The organism is Nonomuraea rubra (assembly GCF_014207985.1).
Classification (GTDB): domain Bacteria; phylum Actinomycetota; class Actinomycetes; order Streptosporangiales; family Streptosporangiaceae; genus Nonomuraea; species Nonomuraea rubra.
In genome coordinates this window covers 6,589,717-6,602,329 of the sequence record NZ_JACHMI010000001.1, presented here as the reverse complement: position 1 = coordinate 6,602,329, position 12,613 = coordinate 6,589,717, and the positions used below count along the sequence as shown (strand labels likewise).

At 69.2% G+C, this 12,613-nt stretch carries 14 protein-coding genes; 10 read left to right on the top strand and 4 right to left on the bottom strand.

Translation table 11 applies throughout. The annotated features are described in order from the left end of the window. Window positions 1-7: 7 nt before the first annotated feature. The gene (locus tag HD593_RS30130; RefSeq protein ID WP_185105378.1) at window positions 8-1,057 is read right to left on the bottom strand and encodes a helix-turn-helix domain-containing protein; all 1,050 of its coding nucleotides are present in this window, start codon (window positions 1,055-1,057) and stop codon (window positions 8-10) included. A 1,009-nt stretch (window positions 1,058-2,066) separates the two neighbouring features. On the opposite strand from HD593_RS30130, the gene HD593_RS30125 reads away from it, so the two are divergent. The 6 genes from HD593_RS30125 (at window position 2,067) to HD593_RS30100 (ending at window position 6,921) form a co-directional block, all read left to right on the top strand. After that, window positions 2,067-2,669 (top strand): hypothetical protein, encoded by a 603-nt coding sequence (locus HD593_RS30125; protein WP_185105377.1) that lies wholly within the window; start codon window positions 2,067-2,069, stop codon window positions 2,667-2,669. Between the two features lie 187 nt (window positions 2,670-2,856). Continuing rightward, entirely contained in the window at window positions 2,857-3,345 is a 489-nt protein-coding gene (locus HD593_RS30120; protein ID WP_185105376.1) for a hypothetical protein, read from the top strand. A gap of 389 nt (window positions 3,346-3,734) precedes the next feature. Then, the gene (locus HD593_RS30115; RefSeq protein ID WP_185105375.1) at window positions 3,735-4,322 is read left to right on the top strand and encodes a hypothetical protein; all 588 of its coding nucleotides are present in this window, start codon (window positions 3,735-3,737) and stop codon (window positions 4,320-4,322) included. A 24-nt stretch (window positions 4,323-4,346) separates the two neighbouring features. Continuing rightward, window positions 4,347-4,745, top strand: coding sequence for a nuclear transport factor 2 family protein (locus HD593_RS30110; protein ID WP_185105374.1), 399 nt, complete (start codon window positions 4,347-4,349; stop codon window positions 4,743-4,745). 302 nt (window positions 4,746-5,047) lie between these two features. Beyond that, window positions 5,048-6,466: a rifampin monooxygenase gene (gene rox / locus HD593_RS30105; protein ID WP_185105373.1), complete on the top strand. Its 1,419-nt coding sequence runs from the start codon at window positions 5,048-5,050 to the stop codon at window positions 6,464-6,466. A gap of 317 nt (window positions 6,467-6,783) precedes the next feature. Then, entirely contained in the window at window positions 6,784-6,921 is a 138-nt protein-coding gene (locus HD593_RS30100) for a hypothetical protein (RefSeq protein WP_185105372.1), read from the top strand. 53 nt (window positions 6,922-6,974) lie between these two features. On the opposite strand, the gene HD593_RS30095 is transcribed toward HD593_RS30100, so the two are convergent. After that, on the bottom strand, window positions 6,975-7,655 hold the full coding sequence (locus HD593_RS30095; protein ID WP_185105371.1) for a DUF4158 domain-containing protein: 681 nt from the start codon (window positions 7,653-7,655) through the stop codon (window positions 6,975-6,977). On the opposite strand from HD593_RS30095, the gene HD593_RS30090 reads away from it, so the two are divergent. After that, the gene (locus tag HD593_RS30090; protein WP_185112776.1) at window positions 7,599-7,748 is read left to right on the top strand and encodes a hypothetical protein; all 150 of its coding nucleotides are present in this window, start codon (window positions 7,599-7,601) and stop codon (window positions 7,746-7,748) included. The two genes, HD593_RS30095 and HD593_RS30090, sit on opposite strands and share 57 nt — an antisense overlap. An 11-nt stretch (window positions 7,749-7,759) precedes the next feature. Here the strand turns inward: HD593_RS30090 and HD593_RS30085 are convergent, their stop codons facing one another. Then, window positions 7,760-7,912: a hypothetical protein gene (locus HD593_RS30085; protein WP_185105370.1), complete on the bottom strand. Its 153-nt coding sequence runs from the start codon at window positions 7,910-7,912 to the stop codon at window positions 7,760-7,762. A gap of 337 nt (window positions 7,913-8,249) precedes the next feature. Here HD593_RS30085 and HD593_RS30080 point away from each other — a divergent pair, with 337 nt between their 5' ends. Genes HD593_RS30080 through HD593_RS30070 form a run of 3 tightly spaced genes read left to right on the top strand, consistent with a single transcriptional unit; the run spans window position 8,250 to window position 11,840 of the window. Beyond that, the gene (locus HD593_RS30080; protein ID WP_185105369.1) at window positions 8,250-9,917 is read left to right on the top strand and encodes a carboxylesterase/lipase family protein; all 1,668 of its coding nucleotides are present in this window, start codon (window positions 8,250-8,252) and stop codon (window positions 9,915-9,917) included. Beyond that, window positions 9,914-11,182 (top strand): sensor histidine kinase, encoded by a 1,269-nt coding sequence (locus HD593_RS63635; RefSeq protein ID WP_221525055.1) that lies wholly within the window; start codon window positions 9,914-9,916, stop codon window positions 11,180-11,182. Before HD593_RS30080 ends, HD593_RS63635 begins: the two co-directional genes overlap by 4 nt. Beyond that, window positions 11,175-11,840 (top strand): response regulator transcription factor, encoded by a 666-nt coding sequence (locus tag HD593_RS30070; protein ID WP_185105368.1) that lies wholly within the window; start codon window positions 11,175-11,177, stop codon window positions 11,838-11,840. The genes HD593_RS63635 and HD593_RS30070 overlap by 8 nt, the downstream gene beginning before the upstream one ends. A gap of 43 nt (window positions 11,841-11,883) precedes the next feature. Here HD593_RS30070 and HD593_RS65230 read toward each other — a convergent pair whose 3' ends face one another. Beyond that, entirely contained in the window at window positions 11,884-12,273 is a 390-nt protein-coding gene (locus tag HD593_RS65230; RefSeq protein WP_185105367.1) for a hypothetical protein, read from the bottom strand. Window positions 12,274-12,613: the final 340 nt, after the last annotated feature.

Here is a 12,613-nt window from a genome sequence, read left to right as displayed (position 1 = left end):
CACGGGTTCATCTCACCCCCGTTTCTCGATGTCGTTCACTGATCTTCTTGGCCTCGCGGTAGTCCTCTGCGGGGACGCCCAGTTGGGCGGCCAGTTCAAGCACCGGCTCCTGCGGCTGGACACCCTGGTGCCGCAGCCCGATGCGGGCGGCCAGGCTTTCCAGGTAGTCGGCCCGGTCGTGCGGTTTCCGGTCGGCGATCTCCTGCAGTCGGCGGTCGATCTCGGCGACGACGTCGTCGGCCGGATGGGGGATGCCGCGGGCGTAGGAGTCGATGACCGGGACGGCGGTTTCCAGCATGGCGGTGCGGACCAGGAGGTCGGCGAAGTGGTAGATGAGGTCCGGGACCACCCGGGCCGGGGTGCCGGGGATTCTTGAGGTGAACAGGTCGCGCAGTCGCAGGAGGTCGGGCACCCTGCTGGCGCGTTCGCGGGTGTCCTGGGTGGGTGGGGTCAGGTCGTGGCCGGTGCCCATGGCTTGCAAGGTGTGGTGCAGGGTTTGGTAGGCGGTGGTGGCGTGCTGCCATGAAGACGCATCGAGCCAGAAGGTGATCGCGTGCCGGGCCGTGCCGGCGTCGATCTTGCGTGCGGTCAGGAAGTCCTCGTAGGCGGTGCGGCTGTCGTCGCTGGACAGGCGGTGGCGCAGGCGGGCCCAGGCGAGCAGGTACTGGGCGTACTGGTGGGTGGTGTTGCGGCCCTCGTGGGTGATGGTCCGGGTGAGGTCGTGCAGGTCGCGTCCCTCGCCGCTTTCGGGTGGGAGGGGGAGTTCTTCCAGGGGGATGCCGAAGACGCGGGCCATGGCGATGGCTTCGTCGACGCTGATGGTGCGGCGGTTGCCGTCGGTCTTGGGGTTGATGATCTTGGAGATGGCTGATTGGTGGGTGGGGCAGCCGGCGTTGGTGAGTTCCTGGGCCATGCGTTCTTGTGACCAGCCCCGGCGGCGCATCTCCCAGGCCAGACGCAGGGCGACGTTGTCCTCGCTGTAGTGGCGGACGTCGTGCTCGCGGTGGTGTGGGGATAGTTCGGGCTGCTCGCTGCTGGTGGATCGGTCGTCACCCATCGGCGCTCCTCGCTCTATCCGAATGGGATGAACCTTACTCGCGGAATGGTTCCCGTCTAGCGTCTCTTGTGTCACTCTGATCACGAGCGCCAGCCCGCCGCGCATCGACGGCACTGCTCGGCACACCCCCGTCGCGGCCCCAGGCTTCCCTTCACGGAAAGGCACGCCCATGGCACAGGCCCTGACCATCGAGGAACTGCTCTTGCTGCCCGCCACCGTCGACCTGCCCAACGGCGGGCAAGGCGTTCGGCATCGGCCGGACTAAAGCACACGAACTGGCCCGCAGCGGCGCCTTTCCCTGCCCCGTCCTGCGCATCGGTCACACCTACCGGGTGGGCCGGGCCGCCATCCTGCGCCGCCTCGAGATCGAGGACCCGGCGCTACAACCGGCACCGGCCACGGACAGGGGGCAGACCATTCGAGTTACTTCCTGACTGCCCCGCGTAACCAGCCCGCCATACCGGCCATCACCAGGTGCGAAAGCCTCCATGAGCGCCGCATGAGCTGATCCTGCGCACTCCACGGTATGAAACGGAACGCCCCTGCCGCTCCATGGTCGAACCAGCGCCACGCCGCCACGCTCACAAGGACGGGCAACCGCGACATACGCCTGGCGACAACTGGTGATGGCGAACTCCTGCTCATCTGCCCTTGCAGCCTCACATGTCCAACCAACGCCGCGGCGTTGAATCCCTCGTCGTGCCCAAGATCGCCCTATGGCCTCGTCGGAACCAGTACCGGCAGGACCTGGACACGTGGAAAGCGACGGTGACGAGCACATCGCCGACTAGGCTCCTGACGAGAGGGCCCGCTGCGACTGCGAGAGGGCGACTACTGGAACTCGCCGTGGTGACCGACCCCCTGGCCACTGGCTAGCAGCGGCAAGAGCCTGCATGGCGTGGTCGGCCAGGCGCCGATCGTCCGAAACTCACCCCCGGTCAAAGTGATCACCACAGCGGAGAAGTGCACGTGGTGACGCTCACCCCAACCCCCTTCCACGGGACACTGCATGGATGCCGTCATGGCGGTCACACCTGCCAAGGAGACGCCGCATCTCGCGCGCTTGAGCGCTGCGCGCCTACCAACCAGCCGCACGGTCACATCCCACACCCGATGGCGGCGGGTCGCTGGCACCTTGAGCATGCCCAACCGGGCAGAACCGCCGTCCAAAGCGCTCATCCTCGCATCTGTGCCCGACGGCATGCGGCGCACGCCGACGCAGCAGGCCTGGTTACGCAGCCTCAAGGAGCACCCCGACGTTCTCACGCTCCGCTGCGACGGCTCCCGGAACCTGATGCTGATCGCGGCCATCATCTGCTGGAGCGCGGACTGGAAGACGCTGTGCTCCCGGCCGACCATCGCGCGCCTCGTGGAGCGGACAGGGCTGGCGAAAGCCACGGTCAAGCGGTGGGTGCGCTGGCTGCGCGAACGGCGGCTGGCTGGGCGTGGTCGAACCAGGCTCCACCGCGCGCTACCGCAACGGCACCAACGCCGGCCTGGACGACGACGGCTTCGGCAACCGGGCGGCGCTGTGGGTGCTGTGCCTGCCGCGACGTCCCCCAACCGACGCTCGACGCAGGCAACTGACCGAGCAGCAACAACGATCAAGTGAGCCCCCCGCTCTTTCTCCCCGTGGGGGAGAAAGAGCCGGTCCCACGCGCACGCGCGAGACACCCCACCCACCCCTCGCCCCCTCTCGTGCTTCGCCGACATGGCCGCTGCATCTCAAGCCGCGGACCAAGCGAGAGCGGTTACAGGCCTGCGAACGGCTCCGACACGAGGCGCCGCTGTTGCGCCGCATGACGGCCCGCTACCTGCGGTGGCTGCTCAAGCCCTTCTTCCTCGCGGGCGCCACCGCGCACGACGTGCTGCACGCCCTGGACGTGCGACCGGACGACAGCCGATGGACCTACACCTGGTCCAGCACGAACGAGATCCGTCACGTCCCCGGCTGGGTCCGGCACCGGCTGGAATCATGGACCGGCCACGACGGCCGGGTGCGCCCGCTGCCGTCCCACCGCGCAGCGGCGGACACGGCACAGCGACGAGCCGCGCAGGAAGCACGCAAGCACGAGTGGCGAGCGCGAGCGGTGGCGACCGGCATTGTGGATGCGTCCGCGCCATGGGTAGGGCAGCCCGACGCCGCGAATCCACCCGCAGCAGCACAGACATCAACCGGCGCAGGTGCGGTGGAGCGCGGTGTGGCCTTGGCCCGCCGATTGCTGCAAGCACGAGGGTTACCGATGATCAGCCCGTTCTCGCGCTCTCGTTGGCCTCGATCCATATGATCGCCTGCTCGCGGTGCTGGGATTTCCCTGGTCTGCGCCGGGCGCCGTTGACGCCCTCGATGGAGCGGGCCAAGGTTCCTGTGTAGCCGTTGTCGCCTGGGGTGGGAGGCGTCGGATGGCCGGAGCTCGCCGGGGCAGGCGCCCCGCCAACGACGTTCGCCAGGTCAGCGATCCGGTACCTGAGGAGCGGGCCGGGTGGTGGAAGGGACCCCGCGCGTGGCTGGCGGGTGTCTTGAGTGCGGTGCTCATCGCCGCGGTCGGCGTCGTCTTCACCGAAAGGTACAACGCACGCGGCTCGGACACCATCGGTCGCATCGCGGGTCAGGGCCCGCTCACCATCGGGCACGTGGCAGTGGACACCGGCCTGCGCCATCTCGCTGCGCGAGCCCGTGACCGATCCGCAGGAACGGGCGGTGCTGCAGGCCGACGCCGCGGATGCCGAGCGCGAGGCGGTGCTGGCCCGCCACCGGGTCGCCCCGATCGGTGGCGTGAACCTCACCGTCGTGCTGGTCGGCAACCGCAGCAGTGTGCGCATCGTCGACATCGAGCCGCGGGTGCTCACCCGAGAGCCGGTGTCACGGGGCGCGCTACTGGTGTCGGCGGGCGCCGGTGAGGCCGCCACCATCCAGGTCTCGGCCGACCTCGACGATCGGGCTCCCCGCTTCCGAATGGCCGAGGATCCGAACGTGACCTACTTCCGAAGCAAGCAGATCGATCTGAAGCGGGACGAGCGGGTCACCCTGAGCATGACGATCGAGGGTGACAAGGCCTTCTACGAGTTCGACCTGCTGACGACCGTGCTGGCCGACGCGCGCGCCGAGCAGGTCGTCGTGAAGGGGCCCGGCGGGCGACCCTTTAGGATCACTGGGCCCGCGAAGACCTATCGTTCCTCATACCACGAGTCTCCGCTGGGCGGCTGGCAGCCGGTCCCGCGCAAGCAGGTGTGCGCGGACCGTCCGGCGGCGGAGGGGTGCTGAGCGGTGCGGGGCGCCGTGATCGGGATGGCCCTGCTGCTGGCCGTGTGTGCCGTGGCTGTGGCCGATGCCCCCGCGCCGCCGGACTTGGCCTGGCGCCGGGCATGGACGTTGCCCGCTGCTGTCCCCCGCAAGGCGCTCACCGCCTACTACACCGCCGACTCAGTACTCATCGCCAAAGGCCGCGAAAACCGGGGAAGAGAGGCCATCGCCACACACTTAGCCAACCTGCCGTCCCTAACCCTGGAGCCCCAGGTCTGCTCCGAGCAGCAAACCCCGTACGGCCCGCAACTGATCGTGAGCGTGGGCCACCTGAGGCACGAGGGCGACCAGGAGACGATCCCGTTCACCGAGACCTTCCTCGTCACCCTCTCCGATGAGGACACCGTCATCCACAACCAGGCGTTCTTCTTCGTCACGGGTTAGCGAGTTCCCGGGACCAATCGCGGCGCGGTCAGCCGCTCGATCATGGCGAGCGCTGACCGCCTCGCGTCGGGGGATTTAGAAGACGTGCTCCAAAGACAGGGGCAAGGAGGTTTACACACTCCTTCCACTTCAATCTATAGCGCCTTGGGGGGCTTGCGGCAAGACCCCGGTCGTGCTGCAGAATTTCCGGCCGAAGCCAGAACCTGCGGAAATCTGGGATACGCGAAGCGCGTGTTCGCAGGTGCGCTCCGCCGGATCGCGCGGAGCAGACGGCCGAAATGCACCTGGGTCAATGGGGGTTCATGATTGACGTGATCATTGCCGGCGGCGGGCCAACCGGCTTGATGCTGGCCGCCGAGTTGCGGTTGCACGGCGTGGACGTGCTCGTACTGGAGAAGGAGGTGGAGCCGACGAAAGTTGTCCGCTCACTCGGCCTGCACGTACGCAGCATCGAGGTGATGGACCAGCGCGGCCTGCTGGAGCGATTTCTCGAGCACGGGAAGCAGTACCCGCTCGGCGGGTTCTTCGCCGGTATCAACAAACCGTTGCCTCCTCGGATGGACACCGCGCATGCGTACATCCTCGGCATCCCGCAGACCGTCACCGATCGCCTGCTGGCCGAGCGCGCCACCGAGCTCGGCGCCGGGCCACGGTGGGGCTGCGAGCTGGTCGGGCTGAGCCAGGACGAGGACGGCGTGACCGTCGAGCTGGCCGACGGCACGCGGCTGCGCTGCGGCTACCTCGTCGGTTGCGACGGCGGCCGGAGCACCGTACGCAAGCTGCTCGGCGTCGGCTTCCCCGGTGAGCCCGCCAGCACCGAGTGGCTGCTGGGTGAGATGGAGGCGAGTGAGGATCCGGCGACCATCGCCGCTGTCGTCGACGAGATACGCAAGACCTATCGCGCGTTCGGCGTCGGGCCGATCGGAAACGGTTTGTTCCGCGCTGTCGTGCCCGCCGAGCGGGTGGCCGAGGACCGCAGGATCCCGCCGACCATCGAGGAGGTCAGACAGCGGCTGCGGGTGTTCGCCGGCACCGACTTCGGCGTGCACTCACCGCGCTGGCTGTCACGGTTCAGCGACGCCACCCGGCAGGCCGAGCGCTACCGGGTCGGCCGTGTGCTGCTGGCCGGCGACGCCTCGCACGTCCACCCGCCGCTGGGCGGGCAGGGGCTCAACCTCGGCATCCAGGACGCGTTCAACCTGGGCTGGAAACTGGCCGCCGAGGTCGGCGGCTGGGCACCGGAGGGGCTGCTGGACAGCTACCACACCGAACGGCACCCGGTGGGCGCCGACGTGCTGAACAACGTTCGCGCGCAGGCCGAGCTGCTGTCCCTGGAGCCGGGTCCCCAGGCGGTGCGTCGGCTGATGGCGGAACTGCTGGACTTCGAGGAGGTGAACCGGTACTTGATCGAGACGATCTCGGTCCGTTACAACTTCGGCGAGGGATCTCACCTGCTCGGCCGGCGGCTGCGGGACATGGAGCTGAAGCGAGGGCGGCTCTACGAGCTGATGCGGGCAGGTCGTGGGCTACTGCTCGACCAGACCGGCCGGCTGTCGGTAGCCGGATGGGCGGAGCGGGTCGACCACGTCGCCGACGTCAGCGAGGAACTGGACGCGCCCGCCGTACTGCTGCGGCCGGACGGTCACGTGGCATGGGTCGGCGACGATCAGCAGGACCTGCTCGACCACCTGCCCAAATGGTTCGGCGCCGCCGCCGGCTGAGCGTTCAGTTGTTGGGTTCGGGGCGCTCTCCGCACATCGCGGAACCATATTCGGTCGTTTATACATCACTACAAGCGGCGAGCGGAGGACTCATGCCGGACGGCGAGGGGCGGATGCTGATCGCCGGCCACCGGCAGGCAGGTCATGACCGCGGGTGCGGAGAGCATCAAGAAGGCCTTCCTGGAGCTGGGCGGGCAAGTCGGCCCTGCTGGTGGAGTGCGTGCCGACCCACGACCCCTTTTAGCGGCTACCGGCGGAGCAGGGTACCTGGAGATCAAGACCATCGCCGAGGGCGTGTAGACCGGGGAGGAGCCGTCATGAGCGACAAGACCCCGGCAGGCATGCGGATCCTGGTGGCGTCCGCGTCCGCGGGAATCGGGCGGGCGCTGGCCGTGTGCGCGGTACGCGGTGGGGCTCGCGCATGCTGTTGGCGGCCCGCCGCCTGGAACGGCTGAAGGAGGCGTGCGAGGAGGCGGGCGGCGGCGACGCCGTGACCGCCGACTTGTGCTCACAGGACGACTGCGACCATCTGGCGGCGCGGGCGCGCGAGCTGCTCGGCGAGACCGACGCGCTGGTCTGCTGGCGTCGGCACCGCCAACGCCAGCAGGATCGGGAACTTCCGCTCCTTGCGCCACCCCAGCCCCTGATTGGTAGAGCGGCGCGCGACCTGCGCCAGGAACCGGCGCCGCTCGTTCGGCAGCACCGACACATCCATCTGGTGCGCGTCGATCGCGCGCAACCAGGTCAGCTTGTCGATCTCGGTCTTCACCGACGTGGTCGAGGCGTCCCTGGCTGGAGTGACTAGCCACTCCAGCCGGGTCTTCCCCAACCCCGCATCCACGACCAGCATCCGCTCCAGATCGGCGCGGACCTCAGTGGTCAGCAGGTGCCCCACGAACTGCGAGGTCAGATCAGCGGCCGCCTTGCGGGCCGTGCCGACCATCTTGGCCAAGATGAGCACGCCGCGCCGGAGCACCTTGGCCGCCATCAGATACTCGCGCGCCAGGTTGAACAGCAGCGTCGGCGAGTCGTGCTCTATCGCCCGGTCCAGCAGGAACTGCTCGAGCTCCTTCATCGCCGTGCTGTCGGCCAGCGCACTCTTCCAGCCCCGATATCCGGCCGCGAGCCGTAGATGATCCCTGCGTGTCTGCTCCCGCTGCCCATACTCGGTAAGACCAGCCGGATCCACCCCCAGCCGCTCGGCCAGCTGGCCACCGCCACCGGCGGTACTGAGCTCATCTCGTCCGGCACGAACCCCAACCAGGGCAAGGCGGCCAGTTGAACGGCAAGCCCTCATCGGTCGGCCGGGTCACGACCCCGGCCTGGGTCGATGAAGGAGACGTCGGCGGGCGTCCGGGCGAAGTACCGGATCACATTGTCGCGGCCGATGTCAGGGTAGGACTGCAACCGCTCCAGCTGGTCTTCGGAGAACATCCGGGTCGACATCGAACACTCCCACACCGCAACCGGTCGGGACCGCACGAACCGTAGCGGAAGCGATCAACAAACGGAACATGCCGGGCGTCGTCGCAGGTCAGGAAATCTGTTGGAATTTCCCAAAGGACCACATCGAGGCCTCTCAGACGGTGCGGGGGCCGGTCGTCGTCAACGGCGCCTTCAGCGTCGGGGCGCCGGTGGGACTGCCGTTAACGCCTGTACACGCGATTTCGTTGGCCGCGGTCTGCGGCTACGCCGCCGAGCCATACGGGAGACAACCATCGGTCAGCGAACCGCAACCCGCGGGCGTACCGGCGGAGGGCCGGCCGTTTCTAATGTGCCACACATGAGTTCACGAAACGTGATCGCCAGAGGTGTGGCCTGCTTGAGCGCCATGGCGCTGCTGCTCGTCCAGGGATGTGGCGCGGCGAAGGCCCGGGCCGAGCCGTCGACGGTCCCGGGCTTGGAGGTTGCCTTGGACAGCGGGATGATCCGAGGGGTCGAGGATGGGGATGTGCTGAGGTATCGCGGCATCCGCTATGCGCGCCCGCCGGTCGGGGAGCTGCGCTGGCGGCCACCGCAGCCGGTGGCCAGGTGGCGGGGGGTCGTGCCCGCAACAGCGTCCGGCCCCGCCTGCCCGCAGGACAACGTCAATCCGAAAGAGCGCAGCGACGTCGAAGACTGCCTGACGCTCGATGTCACCGTCCCCAAGCAGGCGGGCCTCGAGAAAGCGGGCCTCGAGAAAGCGGGCCCTGAGAAGGCGGGTGGGAAGCGCAAGCCCGTGATGGTCTGGCTGCACGGAGGCGGGTTCGTAGCGGGTAGGGGCGCCGACTACGACCCGCGCCGGCTGGCCGTCCAGGGGGACGTCGTGGTGGTCACGGTGGAATTCCGGCTGGGCGTCCTGGGTTACCTGGCACTGCCGGGGATGGTCGGCGGGGGTACGTTCGGGCTGCAGGACCAGCAGGCGGCGCTGCGCTGGGTACGGCGCAACGCGGCGGCGTTCGGCGGCGACGCGGGCAACGTGACGCTGTTCGGCGAGTCGGGCGGCGGCGTCGCCACCTGCGGCCACCTCACCGCCCCCGACAGCAGGGGCCTGTTCGCCAAGGCGATCATCCAGAGCGGCACCTGCGGAACTGTCCTGCTGGCGATGCCTGGAGCGCCGCGATCCCCGTTCTGGCGTTCGGTGAAGGAGACTCACGCCGCCACGCGGACGGCCGCGACGCGACTCGGCTGCCCGGCGGGGAGGGACGCGGGGAGGATCCTCGCTTGTCTGCGCGGCAAGCCGGTCAAGGATCTGCTGCCGCAGACCGGGCTGTTCCAGGCGGCGGCGTACGGCGGCCCGACCCTGCCCACCTCCCCGGAACGGGCGCTGCGTACGGGCGACTTCGCCCGCGTGCCGGTATTGTCCGGGCACACGAGCAAGGAGGCGCTGCTGTTCGCCGGGACGCTCGGCCTGGCCGGCATGCCGATCACGGATGAGAACCTGCCCGCTCTCCTGCGCGAGGGCTTCGGGAGCAGGGCCGGTGGCATCGCGCGCCGCTATCGGCGCGAGGACTACGCGACCGCGAGCGAGGCCTGGGCGGCCCCCTACACCGACGCCGTCTTCGCCTGCCCCCACGCCGAGGACCGCGACGCCCTGGCCCGCCGCGTGCCCGTGTACGCCTACGTGTTCGGCGATGACACCGTCCCGCCGTTCATCCCCTCCCCGCCCGGGTTCCCGGCCGGGGCCGGGCACGCCTCCGAACTGCTGTATCTGTTCGACGTCAAGGAGAAGCCGATCAGCCTGGACGGCAAGCCTGTCCCGCTCACCGCCCTCCAGCAGTCCGTGGCCCGGGATATGGTGGCCGCCTGGACATCGTTCGCGCGGACCGGCACGCCGTCGGTGAGCGGGAAGCCGTGGCCGCGCTGGGCGGCGACGGCGGGTACCGGGCCGGTGGCTCACCTGATCACCGACCGGCCGGGGAGCACCGCCACCACGCCGGTGCCCGCGTGCGACCGCCTCAACGGACCGTGACCACCACCGCACCGCAGCCGGGCGAGGCCAGGAGGGCTACGGTCTTCCTGGCCGTCGCCATGGCCGTGTTCGCGCTGCTCGACGTCGCGATCTACCTCAACGTGCAGCGCACCGGCGGCCCGCTGGGGCCGGCCGCCGGGCTGGTGCTCAGCCTGGTCGTGGACGCCTGCCTGCTGGCGCTGTGCCGTTTCCCCCGAGCGGTAGCCGTGATCGCGATCATCGCGACGGTCGTGGCGGCCGTGGGCGACACGCTCGTTCCGGGGACGTTCACTCCCGTGAACCCTGCGACGCCGGTCACCGCGCCACTGTGCACGCCGGTGATCGTGTGGTTCCTGGCCCACACGCTGCCGCGCCGCGAGGTGCTGGCGTACGTGGCGGTCCTGGCGGTGGCTGCCACCCGGCCGTGGGTCCCGTCCTGGGAGACCGCGTACGCCGGGAGCACCACCGTCGTCCTGCCGGCCGTGCTCGGCCTGTACGTGCGGGCGCGCCGCGAGCTGGTGGGATCGCTCCGTCAACGGGCCGAGAGCGCCGAACGCGAGCAACACCTGCTGGCCGAGCGGGCCACAGCGGCGGAGCGGCAGCGGCTGGCCGGTGAGATGCACGACATCGTCACCCATCACGTCACCGAGATGGTGCTGGCCGCCGGCGCGCTGAAGGTGTCCACGACGGATCGCGCAGCTCAGGCCGCCGCCGAGCAGATTCGCAGCACCGGCTCGCGTGCTCTGGCCGAGCTGCGCGACCTGATCGGTATCCTGCGCCACGGCCACGAGCACAGCCATGAATACGGCCACGAGGACAAGCGCGGCGAGCCGCCGCACGTCATGCTGGCCCCCGCCGATGTGTGCGCCCTGGTGGAGGCGGCCGTTTCGGCGGGCAACCCGACCTCCCTGTACGTCACCGGCGAGCCGAAGGCGGTGACCCCGGCCGTTGCCCGGGGCGCGTACCGGGTGCTGCAGGAGGCGCTCACCAACGCCATGAAGCACGCGCATGGAGCCCGCGTGGACGTCGAGCTGACCTACGACCACGGCGCCGTGACGGTGACGGTGACCAACGCCCCTCCACCGCGCTCGAGCGACACTTTCCTGGCGGCGAGCGGCTCCGGAACGGGTCTCGACGGGCTGCGGCGCCGTGTCTTGCTGCTCGGCGGCTCCTTCGAAGCGAGCCCGGCTCTCTGCGGCGGGTTCCGGGTGTCGGCTGCCCTGCCCGCCTCCGTTCCCACCGACGAGGCCCCCAGCACATCGAACGGCGGGAGACCGGATGATTAGAGTGCTCGTGGCCGACGACGACCCCATGGTCCGCCGCCATCTGCGCACGATCCTCGCCGCAGGAGGAGAAGTGGAGGTCGTCGCGGAGGCCGAGGACGGCGCCGACGCGGTGGAAGCCGTCCTGCGCACCTCTCCCGATGTCGTGCTGATGGACATCAGGATGCCGGGCGTGGACGGGATCATCGCCACAGCTGAGATCGCCAGGTTGAGCAGCCCGCCGGCGGTGGTCGCCCTGACCACATTCGACTCCGACACCCACGTACTGCGGGCGCTGGCGGCCGGGGCGAGCGGCTTCCTGGTTAAGTCGACCCCGCCGGAGGACCTGATCGACCTTGTCAAGGTGGCGGCTCAGGGGCACACCGTGCTGTCCCCGGCCGCTGCCCGCCACCTCGTCTCCCGCTCTGCCAGGACCGACGACCACACCAGAGCCGCGCAGGAGAAGGTCGACGCGCTGAGCGAGCGCGAGCGCGACGTGCTCGGCTGCCTCGGCGATGGGCTGACCAACAGCGAGATCGCGGCGCGACTGTTCCTCTCGGAAACCACGGTCAAGAGCTACGTCTCGCGGTTGCTCGACAAACTTGGCCTGGCCAACCGCACCCAGGCGGGCCTGCTTGCCCACCAGGCCCGCCTCGTCCCCGAGGACGAGCAGGACAAGTGACGGCCTGCTTAGGCGAAACCTCTTAGAGCCTGCTGACAAAGGCTTACGTGTTTGCAGGCATGGGCCCGTAGAGGGCTGGTCCGATCTTGTTGATGTAACCCTGGTGAGACCATTGGGACAGCTGGACGCGGAAGCTGTTGACGTTCTCGATGCCGAGGATGGCGGCCAATTCGCTTCCTTTCCAGGCATGCCAGGGCTGAGCGGCCAGGACTTGCAGGACCTTGCCGCGCCGGTCGGAGCTGGTCAAGATCGGTAGAGGTGGCGAGCTGCCCCAGCGGCCAGGGGATGGCTGGCCGGCCAGTTCGCGTGTCAGGCGGCGGGTCATCTGGTGCACGGTGGCCCACCAGATCATGGCTTCATGATGTTCGGGCTTGCGTTCGTAGATGCGCACCAGTCGGCGGTAGCGGACCAGCCAGGCGAATGTCCGCTCCATCGTCCAAGCACACTGCACTTATGGATGGTCAAGAGGGTCGGCGGGGACCGATAATCGGGCGTGAGGGGCTGCGGCGGCTGGTCAGGGTGGCCGAGCGGCTTCGGGTCCAGGAGAGGGACGGGTCCTCATGCGAGAGGAACGCGATGTCGGCCCCAGGCGAGGGTGCAGACGACGCTGAACACCCCGGTGTGGGCGAGTTTGCCGGAGGCGAACCGGCGGCTGGTCGTGCGGCAGTTGACGAGGCTGGCCGGGCGCGCGATGGCCACGGCTGCGGGTGAGCGGAGCCGACGGTGATCACGGTGCTGCCCTGGGAGAGGGCCCATGGCAAGGTGTGTGATCG